Origin of the sequence: Arthrobacter sp. TS-15, assembly GCF_006964045.1 — a bacterium.
Lineage (GTDB): Bacteria > Actinomycetota > Actinomycetes > Actinomycetales > Micrococcaceae > Arthrobacter.
The window spans coordinates 1-22271 of the sequence record NZ_SDXQ01000028.1 but is presented as its reverse complement, the minus strand read 5'-3'; the positions used below and the strand labels follow the sequence as shown (position 1 = coordinate 22271).

Below are 22271 nucleotides of genomic sequence, written 5' to 3'. Positions count from 1 at the left end.
CAAGCTGCGGTTTTGTGACTGTGTGTGTCCCTAGATGACGTAACGTTCGTCTTCGTGGTCGCCGGGGTGGTCCTTCACCAAACCAGCGGCAAGGGTGTTGCCGTCGATGGGGTCGATCACCAGGAAAGCGCCGGTGCGGCGGTGGTGCAGGTAGTTCTCCAGCGGCAACGGAGCGGACAGGCGCAGCTGTGCGTGTCCGATGTCGTTGAGCTCCAGATTGGTCGCGGGCTCCACGTTGAACGTGGCCAGGTCAAGCTTGCCCGTGACGTTGCGAACCAGTGCCTGGACGGTGCGCGTACCGTGCTTCACCAGGACCTTCTGGCCTTCGCGGAGCGGCTTCGGTGAAAGCCATGCGAGCGAGGCATACAGGTCAGCTGTGCTTTCGCGGACAGTTCCGGCAGCGGCGATAGTGTCGCCACGGGCGATGTCGATCTCGTCGGCCAAACGGACGGCCACTGACTGCGGAGCAGCAGCTTCCTCCAGCGACTGACCGGCAAAGTCGATGCCGATCACCGTGGTGGTGCGAGGTTCGTGGCCCGGGCTGATCACAGAAACTTCGTCGCCAACCTTCACGGAGCCTTCGGTGATCTGGCCTGCGTAGGCGCGGTAATCGCGGTACGCCTCCACATCGAGCCCACCAGCAACAGCATCCGGAGCCAGGGCGCCCTGCGGGCGGATCACCAGCTGGACCGGGAAACGGAAGCTCTCCAGTTCGGCCTCAAGCTCGTCAGCAGCAGGGAGGGTTTCGAGGACCTCCAGCAGTGCCGGGCCCGTGTACCAAGGGGTGCGCTCAGAGCGGTCCACCACGTTGTCGCCATCAAGGGCCGACACCGGCACCACCAGCAGGTCAGCGACTCCGTCGGATCCAAGGCCAAGTTCTCGGGCAACCTTCTGCACGTCCGCTTCGATGTCGCGGAACACCTGCTCGCTGAAGTCCACCAAGTCGATCTTGTTCACGGCCACAATGACGTGGGCAACCCGAAGCAGTTGCAGCACGGACAGGTGCCGGCGGGTCTGCTCCAGCACACCCTTGCGGGCGTCAATGAGTACGACGACGGCATCCGCAGTGGACGCGCCGGTCACCGTGTTCTTGGTGTACTGAACGTGCCCGGGGCAGTCCGCCAGGATGAAGCTGCGGCGGTCCGTAGCGAAGTAGCGGTAGGCGACATCGATGGTGATGCCCTGCTCGCGCTCGGCACGCAGGCCGTCGGTCAGGAGGGCCAGGTCAATCCCACCTTTTTCCCCGCCGAAGCCGCGGTCCGCAGAGGTGCGGGCAACGGCGTCGAGCGTGTCAGCAAGAATGGCCTTGGAATCGTGGAGGAGGCGGCCCACCAAAGTGGACTTGCCGTCGTCCACCGAGCCGGCGGTAGCGAAGCGGAAGAGGGTTGTGGGCAGGGCTGTTTCCAGCCCGGCAGCCAATGTTTCGGTGGTCATTTAGAAGTAGCCGTCCTTCTTGCGGTCTTCCATGGCTGCCTCGGAGATGCGGTCATCTGCTCGGGTGGCGCCACGTTCGGTCAGGGTGGAGGCAGCGACTTCAACAACGACGTCGGCCACGGTGCGTGCGTCGGACTCGACAGCACCTGTGCAGGACATGTCGCCCACCGTGCGGTAGCGCACCAGCTTGGTGATGACTTCCTCGTGCGGCAGCGGCTGGGAAACTTCGCCCACAGCGCGCCACATGCCGTCGCGGGCGAAGACTTCACGCTCGTGAGCGTAGTAGAGGCTGGGAAGCTCGATGTTCTCGCGTTCGATGTAGCGCCAGATGTCCAGCTCGGTCCAGTTGCTGATGGGGAACGCACGGACATGCTGGCCCACGGTGTGGCGGCCGTTGTACAGGTTCCACAGTTCGGGGCGCTGGTTGCGCGGGTCCCACTGGCCGAACTCGTCACGGAGGCTCAGGATGCGTTCTTTGGCGCGGGCCTTATCCTCGTCGCGACGGCCGCCGCCGAACACGGCGTCGAACTTGTTGCGCTGGATCGCATCCAACAGCGGAACGGTCTGCAGCGGGTTGCGAGTGCCGTCGGCGCGCTCGGCAAGCTCGCCGCGGTCGATGAACTCCTGCACGGAGCCAACAACCAACTTCAAGCCAAGGCGCTCAACGGTGCGGTCCCGGAAGTCGATGACCTCCGGGAAGTTGTGGCCCGTGTCAACGTGCAGGACCGGGAACGGAACCTTGCCCGGCCAGAACGCCTTGGTGGCCAAGTGCAGCATGACCACGGAGTCCTTGCCGCCGGAGAACAGCAGCGCAGGCTTCTCAAACTCGGCAACAACTTCGCGGATGATGTGAATGGCTTCGGACTCGAGGGTGTCCAAGCTGGAGAGTCGCTCGGCTGAGGGGGCGTCGACTGCCGCTGCAACTTCCACCGTGGACTCCTCTGTTGTGTACGTGCTCATGTGTGTAGTCCGCATTCTGTCTTGTCGGAACCTGCCCAGCGGCCGGCGCGGGGGTCTTCACCCGGGGCCACTTTGCGGGTGCAGGGCTGGCAGCCGATGGACGGGTAGCCCTGGCTCAGGAGGGGGTTGACGGGAAGGATGTTGTCCTCGGAGTACTCGATCAGCTGATCGAAGGTCCAGTCGACCATCGGGTTCACCTTGACCAGGCCGAAGCCTTCATCCCAGGTGACCACGGGCGTGTTGGTGCGGGTGGGTGCTTCGTCTCGGCGGACACCGGTGAACCACACCTCGTAGCCGGCCAGCGAGCGGCGCAACGGCTGGACCTTGCGCAGCGCGCAGCACTGGGCGGGGTCGCGGGCGAACAGGTCCTTGCCCAGGAGCCGGTCCTGCTGTTCCACAGTGGTTTCGGGAAGGACGTCCACCACGTTGACGCGGAGATTCGCCGCGACTTCGTCGCGCGTCTCGTACGTTTCCTTGAAGTGGTAGCCGGTTTCCAGGAACAAGACATCGACGCCGGGAAGCTGGTCCGCGACCAAAGCCGGCAGGACCGCGTCGGCCATGGAGCAGGCGACCGTGACCGTAGGCAGCTCGAAGTTGCGGGCCACCCAGGCGATGACATCCCTAGCAGGAGCGTTCCAGCCGAGCTCAGCGGCGCCGGATTCGGCCAGGGCCTTAAGTTCCTCATGGGAACGCAGCGCCGGACGGGCTGGTGCGCTGGCGAGGTTGGTAATGGTGACGGGATCTGTCATTGGAGATCTCCTTCATCTGCCGAGTGTGCCCACTCTGCGAAGGTCTGGCCCTCGGCGCCAACAGCGACGAACTTACGGACCACGCGCTCCACATAGTCGGGCAGGTCTTCCACCGTGACCTTGAGGCCGCGGACGGTACGTCCCAAACCGGCTTCCTCGCGCTCGTTGTTGGCCAGCCCGCCACCGAGGTGGACCTGGAAACCCGGGGTGGGGTCGCCGTCGGGCGTTGGCAGCATCATGCCCTTCAGGCCGATATCGGCCGTCTGGATACGGGCGCAGGAGTTGGGGCAGCCGTTGATGTGGAGGGACAGTGCCGACGGGAGCTGCTTGGTTTCCACGAGGTCGGCCAAGCGGCGCTCCAGCTCAGCGATGGCCGTAGCAGCGGTGACCTTAGTTTCCACGATGGCCAGCTTGCAGAACTCGATGCCCGTGCAGGCGATGGTGCCGCGGCGGAACACGGACGGACGAGCCGAGAGGCCCAAAGTGTCCAGTTCGGCGATGAGCGGTTCAACCTGTTCCTTGGCCACGTCCAGGATCACGAGCTTCTGGTGAGGAGTAGTGCGCAGGCGGTAGCTGCCGTGCTTCTCCAAAGTGTCCGCCAGCGTAACGAGTGCCTCGCCGGACGTGCGTCCCACAGTCGGGGTCACGCCGATGAAGAACTTGCCGTCCTTCTGCTCATGAACACCAATGTGGTCGCCGGGAGCCGTGGGCTTGGGAGCTGCAGGGCCGTCCGGGAGCTTGAAGCCGAGGTATTCGTCCTCAAGGATCTGGCGGAACTTGGCCGGTCCCCAGTCGTTCATGAGGAACTTCAGGCGGGCCTTGGTGCGCATGCGGCGGTAGCCGTAGTCGCGGAAGATGCTGGTGACGCCGAGCCACACCTCTGCGGCGACGTCGGCGGAAACGAACACACCCAGGCGTTCGGCCAGACGCGGGTTGGTGGACAGGCCGCCGCCAACCCAGAGGTCGTAGCCCGCACCGAGTTCGGGGTGGACGACGCCCACCAAGGCGAAGTCGTTGATCTCATGCACCACGTCCTGGGACGGGTGGCCCGTGATGGCGGTCTTGTATTTGCGCGGCAGGTTAGCCAGCTCGGGGTCGCCGATGAAACGCTCGGCGAGCTCGTGGATCAGCGGTGTGGGATCGATGATCTCGTCCTTGGCAATGCCCGCAACCGGGGAGCCGAGGATGACGCGGGGAACGTCGCCGCAAGCCTCCGTGGTGGACAGACCAATGCCTTCGAGGCGGCGCCAGATTTCGGGCACGTCCTCAACACGGATCCAGTGCAGCTGGATGTTCTGCCGGTCCGTGAGGTCCGCTGAGCCGCGGGCGAAGTCCACGGAAATCTGGCCAATAACGCGAAGCTGCTCGGTGGTCAGCGCGCCGCCGTCGATGCGCACGCGCAGCATGAAGTACTTGTCTTCGAGCTCGTGCGGTTCAAGCGTTGCGGTCTTGCCGCCGTCGATCCCGGGCTTGCGCTGGGTGTAGAGGCCCCACCAACGGAAGCGGCCGTGAAGGTCCGTGCCGTCGATCGAATCAAAGCCTTCTTTGGAGTAGACAGACTCAATGCGCTCACGGACGTTCAGCCCGTTGTCTTCCTGCTTCCAAGTTTCGTTGGCATTGAGGGGCGCGGTGCCGTCAACCTTCCACTGGCCGTGGGGCTTGGCGGCAGGGCGGGTGCGTGCCGGACGCTTGGTGGTCTCAGTCGACGCACCGGCTACAGCTGTATCTGTCATACATCGACTGTAGGTCTGGCCAGTTTTCGCCAGCAAAGGTCCGGAAACGCGAAGTCACCTAGGGAAACATTTCGTCACGAAGGCTTCATCGGCCTTGTTGCAGCGGGCTTCTTATGCAGGTTCATATTGTGGCGCGGTGGCCCTCGTCGTGACGCTTTTTTTGGGTTTTTTCTGGGCTGCGATGCCGGCCCTACGAATTAGTAGCATCCTCTCAAGTCCTGCTTTTCCGGTCCCGGAGGAGCCGTTTTGGGGGGATGTGGTGACGATCAGCTGGGATATTGACCCTGCCGGTACGCGGGCTGTGCTGGCTACCGCGGCGGCGGATGCGGACGGGCAGAACCAAGCTGCCGCACGGTTGGGCGCCTCGCTCGATGGCGCAGGCACTGTGGTGGGCGGTGGTCTGGTGGGCAAGGCCCTTCATGAGTACGCCGAGATCTCCGTACTCCCCCACCTCACAGCCATCGCCGGACGGTCCAACCGCATCATCGAAGGCGCAGCGGTCGCGTTGACGGCTTATGTACGGGCCGACGCCGACATGGCGCGACAGGCGCAGGCCTCGGCATCCACCCTGGCAGCCGACGGGTCAGGGTTGGGTCGTGTCTCGGGGCTCGACGGCGGCGGCTCGCTGTCGTGGGGCGGTCGCCGTTCGCCCGAGCGCGGCTGAGTACGCATGGCAGACAACTTTGGCAGGTGTATCGCCCCGCAGGGCGGCGTCCCGGGCCTGGACTTAGCGGCGTTGCCGATGGTCCCGGATCCCGCCGCACTCGATTTGGCGGCAAAGGACCTACACGCCGCAGGAGCCGGACTCCGGGATGCTGTCACCACAACCGCAACGAACTGGAACGCTCTGGCCGTCCCGTTCCACACCCCGGAACTCCCTGACCTCCTGGCCGCTTTCACCCCGGTGAGAGTCATGGCCGGCACAGTCAACGACGGCACGTCCGTGGCCGCCGCGGCTTTGTCCGAATTTGCCACTGCCTGCCAAGCCGTGAAGACCCTGTCCGGGAATCTCACGGAGGACGCCTCGAAGCTCAGTAGCCGCATCGACCTCAAAGGTGATGACTGGGGGACCGTCCCGGCGATCGTGGACGAACAGCACCGGCTCCTCGCCGAACTCAACAAGATCAAAGCCCGGTTCGCAGAAGCCGAGCAGGACTGCGCGAACAAGATCCGCGGAGTGTACGGCGGAACCCGCTACGTCAGCGCCACCGACGCCGCGGCCCGAGCCGATGGTTCCAACGTCTACGCGGTGGACGCCCCCACCCTGGATGCCTTGGGCGAGGAAGGCAAACTCCCCTGGGGTGCACCCGTTGAACGGGCAAAACTGCACGGTTGGGCAGGAGCCGCGCAGGGCGCCCTGGACACCCTGTGGGAAACCGCGGGTACGGCTTACTCGCTGTCCTGGATGTCCGCCGTGGCGAGGCCCTCCGTAACCGAACTGGGCCTCGAAGAGACGCCCAGCGGCGAGGACACCCTGAAAGGAATCGGCAAGACCCTCTGGAACATTGGCACTTTCATCTCCCCCGGCGTCTGGCTGGATCGTGCCATCACCGGCAAACAAGAGGACCAGGACGCAGCTGCCGCCGAGCTCAGCCAGGCCCTGCCCGCCATGCTCCATGCCGAGGCGTGGGCGAAGGGCGAATGGGAATACGCGCTGACCCGCAACACCATCGACCTCGGCGCAGCGCTGGCCACCGGCGGTGGCACAACGGCCGTGCGCGCCGGCGCCCTTATCGAAAGGGTTCTCGCGGACCTCGCCCCGGTCACCAGCGCCAAAATCTACGACACCATGGCCAGCGTCAAGGTCGCCACCTTGGAACATGCCCTCAAACCTGCACTCCAAGGCATGGCCAACGTTCTGGATCACCTCGACGACAGCGGAGGTGCCGTCCGCGTAGCCGACGGGTTTTCCGGGGTGGGCCGTGGCCCCCTCGGTGGCTTGGCAGAGGACCTGCTCCAAGGCATAGAACGCCTGGACCAGGCCGCCCACCGGCCCCCGGCGATCGGCACGCTAGGCAGGGCCGCGGAACACCACCAAGCCACCACCGATATGGTCTCCACTCCGCACCACAACCCGTCCAAACCATCGGTCCAGCACCTCGTCTGTGTCCCCGAATCCATGGTTGCCGGACCCAGAACACCTTGGACCAAAGTCACCGAAGGCTTCGCACCCAACACCGAATACCGGGTGCCCGGCCGCGGCACCTTCATCACCGACGCCAACGGAACCATCACAGAAGCCGTCATCACCAAGCTCAAGGACACGCTTAATCCCGACCTGAACAACCCGCTGCCGGACATGACGTACAAAGTTGAGGGCGTCAAAGATGACGTGACATTCAAGACCGACAAAAACGGACACACCAAACACGTGGCGGTGGTAGGGCTGGAACTTGGTGACGGCCAACGATCCCCGTACATCCAAGGTTCCGTTGGCAGGGAATCAACGGCCGAAATAGGCGACTGGGACCCCGACGTCGTTCCGCCCGACTACGACGGCGGGCACCTCATCGCGCGACTCCTCGACGGAATCGGCGAACGCATCAACACCGTCGGCATGCTCAAGGAACTCAACCGAAGTTCGGTTAACCGGAAGAACTTCTACAGGATCGAGATGCAACTACGCGACAAGTTGCTCGAAGTGCCGCCGCCTAAGATTAATCTGCAGATTGACATCATGCGACGACCTTCGATGAAGACCCCTGAAAAGTTCCTAGTACGGGCCTGGCAAGGCGAGAAGCAATTTATCAACGAGACCTTCAACAACCTCTTCGGAAGAAGCAGTGAATGACATCCACAGACCCAGTCAAAGATCCGTTTGAGCAAGCAGGGAGTATGAGCGCATCATCGCTGAGGGGATTTGGGCAATCCGTCCGACGGACAGAGCCTGGGATGCCCTCGTTTATGTCCACAATCAAATAGGCAGCCGCGGCAGCTCCATCACGAAGATTTACAGCAAGGGTGAGCTCGTACAACGAGCCTCATTCGCTAACGAAATCCTGTTCACAGTCGATGATCTTCGAGACGTGATGTATCGACCCAATCAGGGCTCCTGGATCTCCATGACCCTGAAAGTCACACCCAAAGGAGATGGCTGGGAAGCCGACTACAACTATATGGAGAAGCCCGTCTGGGAACTCGGCGAACCCGTCAACGACACCTACGCCCAAGAGCTTTACCTCTACCCCCGGGACGAGGAACACATCCCCAACTGGTTCAGGGAAGAAATGCGGGGCTCCACTTGGACCCCCGACTCAGACTAGGACATTCGAAAATGACGGACAGTACCGCGTCCAAGGATCCGTTTGAGCAAGCACGGGAGTATGAGCGCATTATTGCGGAAGGACTTTGGGATGTTCGACCTCTGGACATGCCTTGGGACCTACTCGAATACGTTCACAACGAAACGGGCGGGCTAGGCAGTTCGATTGCCAAGGTCTACTACATGGGTGAGGAACTGAAACGTCTTGACCCGGACGACACGGTCCTAATTGCCGCCCTAAAACTACGAGAGGTTATGTACCGACCGGACCAGGGCACTTGGTTCTCCACGACCCTAAAGATCACTCCCAAAGGAGATGGGTGGGAAGCCAGCTACAACTACACAGAAAAGCCCGTCTGGGAACTCGGCGAACCCGTCAACGACACCTACGCCCAAGAGCTTTACCTCTACCCCCGGGACGAGGAACACATCCCCAACTGGTTCAGGGAAGAAATGCGGGGCTCCACTTGGACCCCGGAGGATGCCTAAACGCTGGAGTCAGCGGCTAGCCACCACTGCGTCATACCGTTCCAGCGCGATCTCCGCCAACACAGGAGAAGGCAGCAAAGGTGCCGCCACAACGTCCGCGCCCGCCTTCGCCAACTGATCGTGGAAATAGCCGGTAGCCAACAGGTATGAGGCAATGAAGACCCTGCCTGTCCCACCGTCCGCGGCGAGTTCGGCACGCAAGGAGGCGACGCCGTCGGGCACTGTTGGCTGGGCACTGGCGCCATAGGCGACGCGCACTTTGTTCGGCAGCAGCTCGCCGAGCAGCCTCCCCTGCTCTTCCGAGTCAACCGAGCCGTCCGGAAGGGACGATCCAGCGGCGGCCAGCAGCACGCCGTCGTTCTCAGTCAGCCCGGCCGCACGCAGATGGTTGGCCAACAGCTCTGCCAGCCGAGGGTCCGGACCCAGGGGCCTGGCGGCAATTACCTCAGGGCGGCTCTTGATGGCTTTGGGCACGTCCACTTTGATGTGGAAGCCGGTAGAGAGCAAAAGCGGTACGACGACGGCGGCAGTCCCCTCCGGCAGGCCCTCCACCACGCCGCCCAGCTCCGGTTCCTGAACGTCAACGTACGCCTCAACAACACGCAAACCGGGGCGGAGAGTTTCAATGTCTGCCATCACGCTCCGGATGGCAGCCTGGCCTTCGGCGTTGCGGGTTCCATGGGCGCAAGCGATCAAAACGGGGCTGTTCATGGGAGCTAGCGTAACGTTGAGCCAGCACCTGTTGTTAAGCACGTTAAGAAAGAACCAGTCCACTTGATTTCCTTTGACGTTGTTCTTCTTGGGCTTGACCTCATCGGCGTGTTCTTTTTTGCTGTGTCAGGCTCGTTGTTGGCGGCCCGGAAGCAGTTCGACTTCGTGGGTTCCATACTGCTCGCGTCCATCGCGGCGCTGGGCGGTGGCGTAATCCGTGACATCGTGATCAACGCCGGTCCCCCCATCGCTTTCACCAACCCCGCGTACTTGGCCCCGCCGTTGCTGGCTGCGCTGCTGGTTTACTACTTGTTCTCCTCAGTGCAGCGCTTCACTTCTCTGCTGACCCTGTTCGACGCCGGCGGGCTGGCCTTGTTCTGCATCACAGGCACGCTGAAGGCAATCGCCGCGGGCATGAATCCGGTGGCTGCGATCCTGCTGGGGGTCACCACAGCCGTGGGCGGAGGCCTGCTCCGTGACATCACCGCGAATGAAATCCCTACCCTGTTCAACAACCGCGACATCTATGCGCTGCCGGCCTTCGCGGGTGCCGGCTTGACCACGTTGTTGTGGAACCTTGGCCTGTTCAATGGGGTTACCGCTTGTGTCATCGCTGGCGTTGTTTTCGCTTTCCGGGTGACCGCGTGGCGGCGCAGTTGGTATGTGCCGTTGGCTGTGCGCGGATGGCATCGAGCAGCCACCGGTGGGGGCGCAATTTCGGGCCCCCGGGATTAGCTAGGATAAGAGCATGACTGACATGTTCCTCGAGAAGTTCCGCGCGCTGGTCCCAAAGTATCTCGAGGATGAATGGCAGGAAGAAGACGGCCTCACGCCGGCCGAGCTGGACGACGCTCTGGCCGATCACTCCTTCACCATCCCGCTGGTTCTGCGCGAGTTCTACCTTGCTATCGGCGGCTGCGAGGACCTCATGGAGGCTTACCACTACTTCTGGGACCCTGAGGAACTCGAAGTTGATGACGAAGGCTTCCTCATGTTCCTCGAAGACGAGGACGAGCAATTCACGTGGGGCTTCCGCACCGCGGATCTCAGCATCCCGGACCCCATCGTCTGGCGCCGCAATAACGCCCGCGGCCAGTGGAAGAGCGAAGAAGGTACGTTCTCTGAGTTCGTGTTCGACATGTTCGAGTGGGCATTCAACGACGACGAAGACTAAGTTTGAAGTTTTCGAGCAGCCTCTTCTCACCCATTCCGGGTTGGGAAGGGGCTGTTTTGTTTCCCCTCCCCAAACCGCCACCACCCACTTTGAGCCAACTCCAACGGCGACACACCTTCGGAGGGCGTTGTTGGGGCATTTCGGAGTCAAAGTTGGTGGTGGCGGTACACCTCTCGCGAAGGATTACGACGGCGGGCGGCCGGCTATGTATCGGAACGGGCCGAAACGGCCGGCTTCCCTATTGAGCAGGACTGTCAGGACTTCGGCGACCATTCTCTCCGGATGGTGTACGACGTCCACGTAGTAATAGTGGAGCGTCAAAAGGCCTCCCCGGATGCCCGCGTTGTTCCTGTATTGGTCCTTCTTGACCTGTTTTCCCTCAAGGTGAGTCCCGCCGTCGAGTTCTACAATCAGGCATTCATTGACCAGACAGTCCACTTCTCCCACGCCTGGTACGTCCACATGCATACGGACTCGGAGACCTGCCCGGGTGAAGTGTGTATGGGCCAGCACCTCCAAGAGCGAGTCGGCACGAGGGAGAACCAAACCCAAGATCCCGCGGACCTTGCCATTCCGGTTGCCGGGAAGCTTGGATCTCAGGAAATCCGTAGACAGGAGTGCTTGGCTAACTGCGCTCTGCACCATGACCAGTGCTTCGAGTTCCGGTAGGCACCTGAGGGAGTGGATCAGGACATCGGCCACCCCTGCAACTGGTAGATCCGAGTGTGCCGGGTGTAGGCAGTCTCCGTGGTGGACTACGCCCCGTCTCGCTTGGCCCGTACTGCAGCTCAAATGGAGAGAGCCGGGGTCGCCAAGAGTCCAAAGCCGATAGAAGCGAGCTGCTGAAACGCAGGTAAGTAAGCCATCGGCTCGAAAGGCGGCAACGATGTCGGGGTCCGCTTTTCTGGACGTGTAGACGCCACGATGAAGGCGGGTCACTCGGCCGTCCCTGACTGCATTCGCGAGCACGCGGCGAGTAAAGCCTGCGGTCAGCAGGGTCCGAGTGGTCGCTGCTCCGTGGCGGCTATGGAGGAAGTTCTCGATGTTCATAAGGCCATGCTGACTTCGGCGGAGAGCCTGCAGTTGTTGAGAAGTTCCTTATGTGGACAACTCTCGCGGGCCGCCACCACCTAGTTTGAGGGCTCGAAGGCTGCGACACACCCCGCAGTAGGCGTGTCCCGGGTTTCCCAGGATCAAAGTAGGTGGTGGAGGACCAACGCCGTCCTGTAAATCACGCTGCGTGAACAAAAAAACCGTTGACCTGGAAAGTTGCATATGTGACAGGATTGTCATAAGCTTTTCACGGATCCACTAAATGCCTCCGGTGGGTCTGATGCGAACGGAGATTGTGGTCCCGGTTCGGTGCAGCGTATGACTCGTAACGTTGCAACGAACCGGGGCCATTCCTTCTTAAACCAGGGGCTGCGCCGAAACGGCTGTGCGGCCACCACTTACTTTGAAGCCAAGAAAGCCGGACTTGCCGTAAAACGAGGGCCATGCAGTCCTCATTACACCCAAAGTAGGTGGCAGCGGTACACGGGCAGCCAACAAAACAGGCGCCCAGCCTCTCAAGGGCCGGACGCCTGCCAAAGCGAAGAGAAACCTAGCTACTGCGGTCCACCACAGCATGGGCGAAGTTGGTCAGCGACGCCTTCACGACGCCCTCCGGCAGCGGGTCCAGAGCCGCAACGGCTTCGGCAGACCACTGGCGGGCGATCTTCCAGGACTCGTTGGTGACAGGGTGCTCACGCAGCCCGGCCACTGCCTCAGCAAGGGCAGCATCCGAGGACAAGTCGCCGTCGATCAATTCCAGGAGGGCAGCAGCGGAGCCATCCCCTGCAGCAGCATCCCGGCGAAGCAGCAGGACAGGCAAAGTGGGAACACCTTCGCGGAGGTCGGTGCCCGGGGACTTACCGGACTTGACCTTCACTCCGGTGACATCAATGACGTCGTCGGCAAGCTGGAAAGCTACGCCAACTTTCTCGCCGTATTCCACCAGCAGGTCCTCGTAGGACTCATCGGCGCCGGCGAAGATCGCCCCGAGCTGGCCGGACGCTGCCACCAGTGAGCCGGTCTTGTCTGCGATGACGGACAAGTAGTGCTCCACGGGATCTTCGTCTTCGCGCGGGCCCACGGTTTCGTGGAGCTGGCCAAGGCACAAGCGCTCGAAGGTCCGCGCTTGGATGCCCAACGCGCGGGAACCGAGCTCGGACACCAGGATGGAGGCACGGGCAAAGATGAGGTCACCGGTGAGGATGGCGACGGAGTTCCCCCATACTTCGTGGGCCGTGGGAGCACCGCGGCGGAAGGGTGCGGAGTCCATGACGTCGTCGTGGTACAGCGTGGCGAGGTGTGTCAGTTCCACCACAACAGCAGCTTGGACAACCTCGGGGCGGGAAGCATCGCCAAGGTGGGCGCACAGCAGAGTCAACAGCGGACGAATGCGCTTGCCGCCGGCTTCCACCAGGTGGCGCGACGTCGCGTCAGCCAGGGGGTCCGAGTTGGAAATGGCTTCGCGGAGCTTTTTCTCAACCCGGGCAAGGTTGGTGGTGATGGCCGGTCCGAGCTCGGCATCGCCGGCAATGGCGGCGAATCCGGCGGGCAGCTGGAGTCCCGTTGCTATTGCGGTGGTGTTGGGAGCAGGCTCAACGGCCTGCGGCAAGCCGTGCCCGGCATGAGTCCAGCTGTGTTCGGCAGAGTTCGTCACGGGTTAACCCTAACTAGTTGTTGCGGAAACCGCGGTGTTGGAGCCTGCCGGCGTAAGGGCGCGGGCAGGCGAAGTGTTGGAGGTGGCCGGAACCAGCATTTCGAGGACCCGGATAACCCGGTCTTCGAAGCCCTTCGCGGACGGATCCGTGAGGTTCGCGAGCATTCGAACCACAAAGCGCATGAGCACGGGGATGGGCATACCCGTGCGCAGTGCCAGCTTCATCACGGCGGGCTTCCCGATCAGGGAGGCAAACATGCGGCCCAGTGTGAAGTGTGAACCCCACTGGTCCCGCACATAGTCCGCGTACCGCGAAAGGTGAGCATCGGCGTCGTGCGTTGTCCAACCGGCGGATGCCGAGCGCGACGACGCGTCAATCAGGAACTCAGCCGCGAACCGGGCCGACTCCATGGCGTAGGAAATGCCCTCTCCGTTGAACGGGGACACCATTCCGCCGGCGTCACCCAACAGGAGAAGCCCGGGTGAGTAGTGCGGGGTGCGGTTGAAGCCCATGGGCAGCGCGGCACCGCGGATCTCCCCCACCTGGTTTTCCGGTGTGAAGCCCCAATCGGACGGCATGCCGGCGGTCCATTCGCGCAGGACCTGCTTGTAGTCGAGTTTGCCGAATTCCTTGGACGAGTTCAGTATCCCCAGGCCCACGTTGGAGGTTCCGTCGCCAACCCCGAACACCCAACCGTATCCGGGCAGCGGTTTACCGGACTTGCCGGGGAGTTCCAGCCAGCCCTCCATCCAGTCATCGTCATGCCTGGGCGAAGTGAAATAGGTGCGCACTGCGACGCCCAGCGGACGGTCGTCGCGTTTGTGCATACCCAACGACACCGCAGTTCGCGTTGAGTTGCCGTCCGCGGCGAGGACGACGTCGGCGTGGAAGTCGCGCGTTTCGCCCGTCTTGCGTCCGGACTCGTCAAGGACGGAAGCCTGGACGCCGATCACGCGGCCGTCTTCTGCAGTCAACGCGGAGGTGACGCTGTGGCGTTCAAGCACGACGGCGCCCGCGGACTCGGCGTGGCGGGCCAGGTCCTCGTCAAAACCGAGTCGGGTCCGGATCAGGCCGTAGGTGGGGAAGTCGGCAACCTCGGGCCACGGCAATTCGATGGTGCGGCCACCGGCAATAAGGCGAAGGCCCTTGTTCCGGCGCCAACCCTCCGAGACAGCATGGGGCAGCCCAAGCTTCTGGATCTCGCGGACCGCGCGTGGAGTGAGCCCATCGCCGCAGACTTTTTCACGGGGAAAAGAGGTCTTTTCCAGCACCGTGACATCGATGCCCTGCTGGGCGAGGTAATACGCGGCGGTGGACCCGGCAGGGCCCGCGCCAACAATCAGTACTTTCACGACGTCCTAATCAACGGGCTGTGCTGGTTAGCCGGCCTGGTGGCGCGGCTTGATCTGGCGGCGAAGCTTTGCCACGGGAACACTTTCGCGGTGATCGGCGGGCTTCTGCGCACGGTGCACGGCAACAATGCCGCCGCTGAGGTTCCGGTAAGTTACGTCCGTCCAGCCGGCGTCGCTGAGCCACTGGGCCAGGTGGTCCTGGTCCGGCCAGGCGCGGATGGATTCGGCGAGGTACACGTAGGCGTCCGGGTTGGAGGAGACCTTGGTGGCGATGGCCGGAAGCGCACGCATCAGGTACTCGGTGTAGAGGTTGCGCCACAAGGGAACCACGGGGTGCGAGAACTCGGCGATGACCAGCCGCCCGCCAGGCTTGGTGACGCGCAGCATCTCTTCAAGAGCCTTGCGCGGTTCCACCACATTGCGGAGGCCGAAGGAGATGGTGGAGGCATCGAAGCTGTTGTCAGCGAACGGCAGGTTAGTGGCGTCGCCGGCAATGAAGTCGATGTCCGGGCGGCGGCGCTTGCCTACTTTGAGCATGCCCAGGGAGAAGTCGCAGGCCACAACGTCCACACCGGCATCGGCGTAGGGTTCGCTGGATGTTCCCGTTCCGGCGGCGAGGTCCAGGACCTTCTGGCCTTTTTTCACATCCATGGCGTCCACCACGATCCGGCGCCAACGCCGGGTCTGTCCCATGGACAGGACATCATTGACGACGTCGTATTTTGGGGCGACATCATCAAACATCGTCGCAACTTCGTCCGGACGCTTTTCCAAGGATGCTCGGTTCACCCTGTAATTGTCTCAGACATTCAACCGACTTTGCTGCGCTGTAGAAGTCGGCTCAGATTCTGGCTGGGCACGGGAGTACTGTTGTTCCATCATGACGAGCACGCTCCGCACCTTGACAGTCCCCCTGAATGTTGAATCATCCTCCGGGGGGCTGCCGTCGTTTCTGGTGCGGGACGACGTCCTGTGCTGGTCCCGCAGGGAAGCCGGCCTGGTTGGCTATGGCGAGCTGACCCGTTTCAACGCCACCGGGCCCGAGCGATTCCTTGAGGCCGATATCTGGTGGCGACACCTCATTATTGAGGCGGACATCACGGATCTGGTGGAGGTTCCGGGCACTGGTCCGGTGGCTTTTGGATCCTTCGGGTTCTCCAAAACCTCACCCCACGTTTCCCGCCTGATCCTTCCCGAACTCGTGATTGGAATCCGCGACGGTAGCGCCTGGGCCACCCAGTTGACGTTCGACGACGGCCCCCTCACCGAGGCCGGCGTCCTCGCCTCCGTGGACCGCTGGCTTACTCAGCCGGAGCCCAACGGCGACGCTCCAGCCACCGGAGGGCCCGACGTCGGACTCTCACCGGAGGCTGTTAATGCGGACGGTTCCGCCGGTCACCTCAGCCGCGGGTCCCTGAGTGAGGCCGCTTGGATGCAGGCCGTTTCCAACGGTGTGGAGGAGATCCGAGCCGGAAAACTGGAGAAGCTGGTGCTGGCGCGCGACGTCGTGGCTAACCTTCCTGAGGGCGTCAACGCTGCTGAGGTTCTTCGTCAGCTCGCGGCGAGGTACCGCGAATGCTGGACGTACGGCGTCGACGGACTGGTGGGTGCTACTCCGGAGATGCTGATTCAGGTGGAGGGCCGCACTGCGCAGGCCCGTGTGCTGGCTGGAACCTTGGATCGCCGCGACGCGGACGGCATGGACGGGTCCCCCATGGAGTACGCCGAGCGGGTCCTGGCCGGTTCGGAAAAGCAGCGCCACGAACACGAGATCGCCATTGACTCACTGACGCGGCAGCTTGCGCCGTTCTCCGAAGCAATGAATTCCCATAGCGAGCCTTTTATTCTGGAGCTGCCCAATGTGTGGCATCTGGCCTCGGACGTGAAAGCTGAACTGGCGGACATTGAGGGACACGTTCCTACCTGCCTGGCCTTGATCAATGCACTGCATCCGACCGCCGCAGTCTGCGGAACACCCACGTTGGTAGCCGGTGCCCTGATCCGCAAACTGGAGCATTTGGACCGCGGCCCTTACGCCGGACCCGTAGGTTGGCTGGACGCTGCCGGGAATGGTGAATGGGGCATCGCACTCCGTGGCGCTGTGATTGAGGACGCCAATACCGTGCGCCTGTATGCGGGCTGCGGGATCGTGGAAGGCTCCGTGCCGGAGGCCGAACTGGCCGAAACGTGGGCCAAATTCCGGCCGATGCTGGAAGCCCTGGGCATCAAGCGCTGAATCTGGGATTTCAGACACCATCACTTCTGCAGTGGTTGATTAGTGCGTAAACTTGTTATCCAATAGTGAAACTTCGTTTCCTGTGATGCACATCTCACGTTCGGCGCTACACTAAAACCGACTCAGTTCAGCATCCACTGCAACAAAAGGTAAACAACATGCAGATCTCCCGTTCGGTTCTGTCCGGCACCAAGATTGCCGCCGTGCTCGCCGCCGGCGCCCTGGCCCTCACCGCCTGTGGTGGTTCCTCCACCCCGGCTGCGTCCTCGGACTCCGGCCTTAAGCTCATCAACGCCGGCAAGCTGACCGTTTGCTCGGACGTGCCTTACGAGCCCTTCGAATTCCAGAAGGATGGCAAGATCGTGGGCTTCGACATGGACATCGCCGCCGAGATCGCCAAGGACGTCAAGGCCGAACTCAACGTGGTGGACAGCTCCTTCGAAGCAATCGAGACCGGCACCGCACTGACCGGCTGCGATGTCTCCATCTCCTCGATCTCCATTACGGACGTCCGCAAGAACGTCATGGACTTCTCCAACCCCTACCTGGACGACGACCTGACCCTCGTGGCCACGTCCTCCTCCGGCATCAACAACCTCGACGGCGCCAAGGGCAAGAAGGTAGGCGTCCAGCAGGCCACTACCGGCGCCCAGTACGCCAAGGACAAGGGAATCGACGCCCAGCAGTTCGAAGATTCCGGCCTTCTGGTTCAGGCCCTCAAGGCCGGCACCATCGACGCCGCAGTAGGTAACGGCTCCGTCCTGGGCTACGCCATCAAGGACGACTCCAACCTCAAGCGCGTTGAAGACTTTGCAACGGGTGAGAAGCTGGGCATCTCCATCAAGAAGGGGAACACCGCCATGGCTGATGCCGTGAACGCCACCCTCAAGCGCATCACCGACGACGGATCCATGAAGAAGTTCGAGACCACCTGGTTCGGCGAAGCCAGCAAGTAGTCCGAGCCCCGGCTCCCCAGATCCACGCAGGCGGGCCCCGAAACCACATGTTGTTTCGGGGCCCCACCTGCGCAACATGAATGTGAGAACCCCATGGCAATGACTGCACGTCAACGAGCCAAAGTCAGTTTGTACGTCCAGGCCGGAATCTTCGTAGTGGCCGTGGTCGCAGTGATCCTTGCTGTGGACTGGAAGACCATTGGTACCAGCGTCTTCAACTTCGCCAAGATCGGGCCGATGTTCCCGGACATCTTCCTGGTGGGCCTCAAGAACACCCTCATTTACACGGCGCTGGCTTTCATAGTGGGCTTGTCCGGCGGCCTTCTGCTGGCCCTGATGAAGCTCTCCTCCTTCCCTCTGTACCGCTGGCTGGCCACCGGCTACATCGAGTTTTTCCGCGGCGTTCCCGCCCTGCTGGTCTTCATCGCGTTCGGCTACGGCGTTCCGCTGGCGTTCGGCGTGCAGTGGGACGTCAACATCGTGGTCATGGTTTCGTTGGGCATGGTGGCCTCGGCCTATATCGCTGAAACACTCCGCGCCGGCCTTCAGGCTGTGCCCAAGGGCCAGATGGAAGCAGCCCGCTCACTGGGCATGCCGCACTGGCGGGCCATGATCTCAATCGTCATCCCCCAGGCATTCAAAATCGTCCTGCCGCCGCTGACCAACGAGATCATCCTGCTCACCAAGGACTCCTCGCTGATCTACGTTCTGGGTCTCACCGCGTCCCAGTACGAGCTCACCAAGTTTGGCCGTGACGGCATCTCCAGCCTCGGCGCCGGCCTCACGCCGCTGCTCGTAGCCGGTGCTTTCTACCTGGTCATCACCATCCCGTTGAGCCTCCTGGCACGGAAGTTCGAAAGCCGCTCCGCGCGGACTAAGCGATAGGCAGGACAGTCATGAATAACTCCACTGGGAGCACGGCCACCGTTCAAGCCGCCGGCGTAAACATCAAGGATCTGCGCAAGTCCTACGGCAGCAACGAGGTCCTCAAAGGCATCTCGCTGACAGTTGAACCAGGCCAGGTTGTTTGCCTGATTGGGCCTTCGGGTTCGGGTAAATCCACCCTCCTGCGCTGCGTCAACCTGCTCGAACAGCCCAACGGCGGCACCATCAACGTGGGTGAGTTCGAGGCAACAGACCCGGACGTGGACCTCAACAGGATGCGCCGGAACGTTGGGATGGTGTTCCAGCACTTCAACCTGTTCCCGCACTTGAGCGTGCTGGACAACTGCACCATCTCGCAGGTGAAGGTCCTCAAACGGTCCAAGTCCGAGGCCGGCGACGTAGCGCGCCACAACCTCGAGCGCGTCGGCCTGGGTCACCTTGCCGACCGTTTCCCGGACCAGCTCTCCGGTGGCCAGCAGCAGCGTGTGGCTATTGCCCGGGCCCTCTCCATGGACCCGCAGCTCATGCTTTTCGATGAGCCCACGTCCGCTCTTGACCCCGAAACCGTGGGCGACGTCCTGGCCGTCATGCGCAAGCTGGCCCAGGAAGGCATGACCATGTTGGTGGTCACCCACGAGATGGGCTTCGCCCGCGAAGTGGCAGACCGCGTGGTGTTCATGGACGCCGGTGTTGTGGTGGAAGAAGGGCCGGCGGAGAACGTCATCAGTGCTCCCACCCAGCCGCGCACCAAGGAATTCCTGCGCCGCGTCCTCGATCCCACGCACATTGACGTGGTGGAGGACTAACCCCGCGCATAGTCGTTAACACCACCCAAACGGGAGGGCGACACCCACATTTGGGTGTCGCCCTCCCGTTTTGCGTCACCGTCGAATTGTGGGTGTCTGTCCCTAGTGAAGTACGACGGCGGCGTGAAGTACGACGGCGGCGGCGCACCCCTTCCCGCTCGGCGCACCACTCCTTCACCCGCGGCGCACCCCTTCGCGCCATTCGCACCAGCGGTTACGGGTGCGATCGGCGGTAACGGTAGCGAGGTGGGGCGGAGCGGGTTAGCCCGCCGTCAGGACTTGGCCCACCGCAGCCGATATGGCTTCTTTGATCCGTGCATGGAGCTGGCGGAGGCCTGCCCGGTCCACGCGCACTTCAACAATGGTGCGGCCCTTCACAGGCGACTTGAGGGCCGCGGCGAGTTCCGCCGTCGTGCTTACCGCTTGGTGCCCGACGCCGTAAGCCGCCGCGAGTGCCGCAATGTCCACTGAGTGCGGGGTAGCGAAAAGGCGCTCGACGGCGGTGCCGTAGGCTCCCGAATCCTCCACAGCACCGTGCTCGAGAAGGCCGAAAATGGCACCGCCGGAGTCGTTGAGCACCACGATCCGGAGATCCGGCACGGGTTCTCCGTGACCGATAAGGAGTCCCCCGGCATCGTGAAGGAAGGTGACATCGCCAAGCAGGACCGTGGTCTCGCGGCCACTGCCCAGGGCAATTCCGGTGGCTGTGGCGATGGTTCCATCGATGCCGGCGAGGCCGCGGTTGGCGTGAACCGTAGCAATGGGTTCGGGGTGAGGTGCTCCCGCAAGGTCGACGTCGCGGATGCCGTTGGAAGAACCCAGCACCAACTGACCGCGGGAGTGCTCCCAGACGGTAGCGCCAACCGAGGGACCGGTTGCAAGGCTCTCCCCCGCGAGCACCCCGTCGAGGCCATGCTGTGCGGCCGCGCCGGCGAGCAGCCAGGAATCGAGCCATTCGGCAGACCCACGTCCGGCAAAGTCGGCGAGCTCGGGAAGAGTCTCGATGGGTGTTTCGCGGCGCCGCCCTGCTTCATACCAAGCAACCGGGACGGGCTGGTAGATGGCGGATTCAACAGACTCACGCGCCAGCAGGGCAGCCACAGGACGGGAGAGCGTTGCCCGTCCGAACAGGACAACGCGTTCGATCGGCGTGGGTGAATCCGGACCAAAGTGGGCCAGCAAGACCCGGTAAGGTCCAATAGCGTTCGGCCCGAAGCGTGCGTTGGACGAAGGTTCCGCCAACAGTGGCAGACCGTGGGCGCGGGCAAAGGCTTCAGCTACGGGGCCGGCGTCATGCCCGGCAAGGACCACGGTTCGTCTTTCGGCGAGTTGCCGGGAAGCTGCCGGAAGATCCAGTGCCAGGGGACCGGCGTCGTAATGGAAAACCCCGCGACCGGCGGTCTCGGGAAGAGCGTCGCCTGCGTCCGGAACCAGCGGATCCCGGAACGCGAGGTTCACCTGGACAGGGCCGGGCGGGGTGTCTTCGAGGGCCCCCGTGGCGGCGTAAAGTGCCGTGGCAACCGCCTTTTGGGGGTGATCACCTGCCGGGACGTCGACGGCGAATCTCACGTGATCGCCGAAAAGGTCCAGTTGGGTGGTGGTTTGGTTCGCCCCGGTGCCGTGAAGTTCCTGGGGACGGTCAGCTGAGATCACCACCACGGGGACAGCCGAATGATTGGCTTCCATGACCGAGGGCAGGAGGTTGCCGACCGCCGTCCCGGAGGTTGTCACCACCGCCACGGGAGCCTCTGTGGAGAGGGCAAGGCCCAGCGCGGTGAACCCTGCATCCCGCTCATCGATGCGGACGTGGATCCGAACCCGGCCTTCAGCTTCAGCTTCCGCGAGCGCGTAGGCCATGGGCGCCGAACGCGAACCAGGCGCCACCACCACGTGCCGCACACCGCCGTCGAGCAGTGCCGTAACGGCGATCCGGGCGGCGCCAATGGATGTCAGAGAGTCCTGGGAAGTCACCGTTCCAGTCTATTGGGGCGTCCGGACCCAAACCCTCTCTCACATCCCGAGCCCTCCCGGCCAACCATCGCTCACATCCCGAGCCCTCCCGGCCAACCGTCTCTCACATCCCGAGCCCTCCCGGCCAACCATCTCTCACATCGGTCAGGTTAGGGTTCCTTAACGTCAAGGACTACCTCGTTGTGGCGGAGGAACCAAGGTTTGAAAGGTGGGTCGAAGCGCGCGAACCTGGGCGAACCGATGGGAGTCAGATCAGCCAGTTGAAGAGCCTCCATCAGCGCTACAGTATGGCGTTGAAAGGCCGCGGCTGAGCCATTGCCTGTGAATCGTGCTACAGCAGATAACGCCCCCGGTACCTCACGGATTTTGACCCTGGGCTCTTCAGGTTTTGGAGCAGTCTCTGCTGTCAGTCCTGCTGGCAGGACGAAAGCAACAACGTAGTCATCATCTGCAGCCCCAGAGATCGGTCCGCTTTGCAGGACCGGCGCCGTCATGACCAGTTCCTCCGACGTTCCGCTTTCTTGAATGACAGGCGCGGTCATGGACAGCTTCTGCCTGCTGGTGTTGTTGCCGCTGATGTAGTTGAAAAGGTAACGGAAGGCCTCGTTCCCGGCGCGATCGAACGCCGCGTGGACTTGCACCTCCGCGAGGACATGCGCGGGGTAGCGACGAAGCTCGAAGTGCGGATACTGCTGGACCAGATCGTACGGCTGCTGTTCAGTCATGGTCCAATCGACCCTACGCCGCCGCGGCACTAGCCGCCAGAGAGCAGTGGAATGTGAGAGAAGGTCCCGCCGCAAGCACGCGGGACGTGATAGAGGGTTTGTGCGGTCGTCAAGTTTTTG

The 22271-nt window shown here is 62.7% G+C and carries 21 protein-coding genes and 1 pseudogene; 10 read left to right on the top strand and 12 right to left on the bottom strand.

Annotation, left to right across the window (positions count from 1 at the left end; genetic code table 11):
- Positions 1 to 30 precede the first annotated feature (30 nt).
- The 4 genes from EU811_RS09670 to EU811_RS09655 are packed head-to-tail and all read right to left on the bottom strand — an operon-like array spanning position 31 to position 4876.
- Positions 31 to 1434, bottom strand: coding sequence for a sulfate adenylyltransferase subunit 1 (locus tag EU811_RS09670; RefSeq protein WP_142938256.1), 1404 nt, complete (start codon positions 1432 to 1434; stop codon positions 31 to 33).
- Positions 1435 to 2394, bottom strand: a complete 960-nt coding sequence (cysD, locus tag EU811_RS09665) for a sulfate adenylyltransferase subunit CysD (RefSeq protein ID WP_142938255.1) — start codon at positions 2392 to 2394, stop codon at positions 1435 to 1437.
- On the bottom strand, positions 2391 to 3143 hold the full coding sequence (locus EU811_RS09660) for a phosphoadenylyl-sulfate reductase (RefSeq protein WP_142938254.1): 753 nt from the start codon (positions 3141 to 3143) through the stop codon (positions 2391 to 2393). Before EU811_RS09660 ends, cysD begins: the two co-directional genes overlap by 4 nt.
- A complete protein-coding gene (locus tag EU811_RS09655) occupies positions 3140 to 4876 on the bottom strand; it encodes a nitrite/sulfite reductase (RefSeq protein WP_142938253.1) in 1737 nt (578 codons plus the stop codon). The genes EU811_RS09660 and EU811_RS09655 overlap by 4 nt, the downstream gene beginning before the upstream one ends.
- A 259-nt stretch (positions 4877 to 5135) precedes the next feature.
- Here EU811_RS09655 and EU811_RS09650 point away from each other — a divergent pair, with 259 nt between their 5' ends.
- The 4 genes from EU811_RS09650 to EU811_RS09635 all read left to right on the top strand — a co-directional run bounded on the left by EU811_RS09650 (position 5136) and on the right by EU811_RS09635 (position 8627).
- Positions 5136 to 5540: a DUF6507 family protein gene (locus EU811_RS09650; RefSeq protein ID WP_142938252.1), complete on the top strand. Its 405-nt coding sequence runs from the start codon at positions 5136 to 5138 to the stop codon at positions 5538 to 5540.
- Positions 5541 to 5546: 6 nt separating this feature from the next.
- Complete coding sequence (locus EU811_RS09645; RefSeq protein WP_142938251.1) at positions 5547 to 7667, top strand: DNA/RNA non-specific endonuclease; 2121 nt, start codon at positions 5547 to 5549, stop codon at positions 7665 to 7667.
- A 271-nt stretch (positions 7668 to 7938) separates the two neighbouring features.
- A complete protein-coding gene (locus tag EU811_RS24175; protein ID WP_238703380.1) occupies positions 7939 to 8139 on the top strand; it encodes a hypothetical protein in 201 nt (66 codons plus the stop codon).
- A gap of 11 nt (positions 8140 to 8150) precedes the next feature.
- On the top strand, positions 8151 to 8627 hold the full coding sequence (locus tag EU811_RS09635; RefSeq protein ID WP_142938249.1) for a hypothetical protein: 477 nt from the start codon (positions 8151 to 8153) through the stop codon (positions 8625 to 8627).
- Positions 8628 to 8636: 9 nt separating this feature from the next.
- Here EU811_RS09635 and EU811_RS09630 read toward each other — a convergent pair whose 3' ends face one another.
- Positions 8637 to 9401: a sirohydrochlorin chelatase gene (locus EU811_RS09630; protein ID WP_142938248.1), complete on the bottom strand. Its 765-nt coding sequence runs from the start codon at positions 9399 to 9401 to the stop codon at positions 8637 to 8639.
- Between EU811_RS09630 and EU811_RS09625 the strand changes: the two genes are divergently transcribed.
- Both EU811_RS09625 and EU811_RS09620 read left to right on the top strand, forming a co-directional pair.
- Entirely contained in the window at positions 9402 to 10073 is a 672-nt protein-coding gene (locus EU811_RS09625) for a trimeric intracellular cation channel family protein (RefSeq protein ID WP_142938247.1), read from the top strand.
- A gap of 13 nt (positions 10074 to 10086) precedes the next feature.
- Positions 10087 to 10512 carry a hypothetical protein gene (locus EU811_RS09620; RefSeq protein ID WP_062073394.1) on the top strand — a complete coding sequence of 142 codons (426 nt, stop codon included), beginning with the start codon at positions 10087 to 10089 and terminating at the stop codon, positions 10510 to 10512.
- Positions 10513 to 10695: 183 nt separating this feature from the next.
- Here the strand turns inward: EU811_RS09620 and EU811_RS24650 are convergent, their stop codons facing one another.
- The 5 genes and pseudogenes from EU811_RS24650 to EU811_RS09600 form a co-directional block, all read right to left on the bottom strand.
- Entirely contained in the window at positions 10696 to 11214 is a 519-nt protein-coding gene (locus EU811_RS24650) for an endonuclease domain-containing protein (RefSeq protein WP_342211719.1), read from the bottom strand.
- A gap of 267 nt (positions 11215 to 11481) precedes the next feature.
- Positions 11482 to 11562: pseudogene (locus EU811_RS24645) on the bottom strand (hypothetical protein); the annotation flags it as partial.
- A gap of 553 nt (positions 11563 to 12115) precedes the next feature.
- Positions 12116 to 13219, bottom strand: a complete 1104-nt coding sequence (locus EU811_RS09610) for a polyprenyl synthetase family protein (RefSeq protein WP_142938245.1) — start codon at positions 13217 to 13219, stop codon at positions 12116 to 12118.
- Positions 13220 to 13228: 9 nt separating this feature from the next.
- The gene (locus tag EU811_RS09605) at positions 13229 to 14572 is read right to left on the bottom strand and encodes a geranylgeranyl reductase family protein (RefSeq protein ID WP_142938244.1); all 1344 of its coding nucleotides are present in this window, start codon (positions 14570 to 14572) and stop codon (positions 13229 to 13231) included.
- Positions 14573 to 14599: 27 nt separating this feature from the next.
- Complete coding sequence (locus EU811_RS09600) at positions 14600 to 15361, bottom strand: demethylmenaquinone methyltransferase (RefSeq protein ID WP_142938243.1); 762 nt, start codon at positions 15359 to 15361, stop codon at positions 14600 to 14602.
- Between the two features lie 91 nt (positions 15362 to 15452).
- Between EU811_RS09600 and EU811_RS09595 the strand changes: the two genes are divergently transcribed.
- The 4 genes from EU811_RS09595 to EU811_RS09580 all read left to right on the top strand — a co-directional run bounded on the left by EU811_RS09595 (position 15453) and on the right by EU811_RS09580 (position 19455).
- The gene (locus EU811_RS09595; RefSeq protein WP_142938242.1) at positions 15453 to 16808 is read left to right on the top strand and encodes an isochorismate synthase; all 1356 of its coding nucleotides are present in this window, start codon (positions 15453 to 15455) and stop codon (positions 16806 to 16808) included.
- A gap of 158 nt (positions 16809 to 16966) precedes the next feature.
- Positions 16967 to 17764: an ABC transporter substrate-binding protein gene (locus EU811_RS09590; protein ID WP_142938241.1), complete on the top strand. Its 798-nt coding sequence runs from the start codon at positions 16967 to 16969 to the stop codon at positions 17762 to 17764.
- Positions 17765 to 17857: 93 nt separating this feature from the next.
- Complete coding sequence (locus EU811_RS09585; RefSeq protein ID WP_142938240.1) at positions 17858 to 18649, top strand: amino acid ABC transporter permease; 792 nt, start codon at positions 17858 to 17860, stop codon at positions 18647 to 18649.
- An 11-nt stretch (positions 18650 to 18660) separates the two neighbouring features.
- The gene (locus EU811_RS09580; RefSeq protein WP_142938239.1) at positions 18661 to 19455 is read left to right on the top strand and encodes an amino acid ABC transporter ATP-binding protein; all 795 of its coding nucleotides are present in this window, start codon (positions 18661 to 18663) and stop codon (positions 19453 to 19455) included.
- A gap of 261 nt (positions 19456 to 19716) precedes the next feature.
- On the opposite strand, the gene menD is transcribed toward EU811_RS09580, so the two are convergent.
- Both menD and EU811_RS09570 read right to left on the bottom strand, forming a co-directional pair.
- The gene (gene menD / locus EU811_RS09575) at positions 19717 to 21426 is read right to left on the bottom strand and encodes a 2-succinyl-5-enolpyruvyl-6-hydroxy-3-cyclohexene-1-carboxylic-acid synthase (RefSeq protein WP_142938238.1); all 1710 of its coding nucleotides are present in this window, start codon (positions 21424 to 21426) and stop codon (positions 19717 to 19719) included.
- Positions 21427 to 21575: 149 nt separating this feature from the next.
- Complete coding sequence (locus tag EU811_RS09570) at positions 21576 to 22151, bottom strand: SOUL family heme-binding protein (RefSeq protein ID WP_142938237.1); 576 nt, start codon at positions 22149 to 22151, stop codon at positions 21576 to 21578.
- Positions 22152 to 22271: the final 120 nt, after the last annotated feature.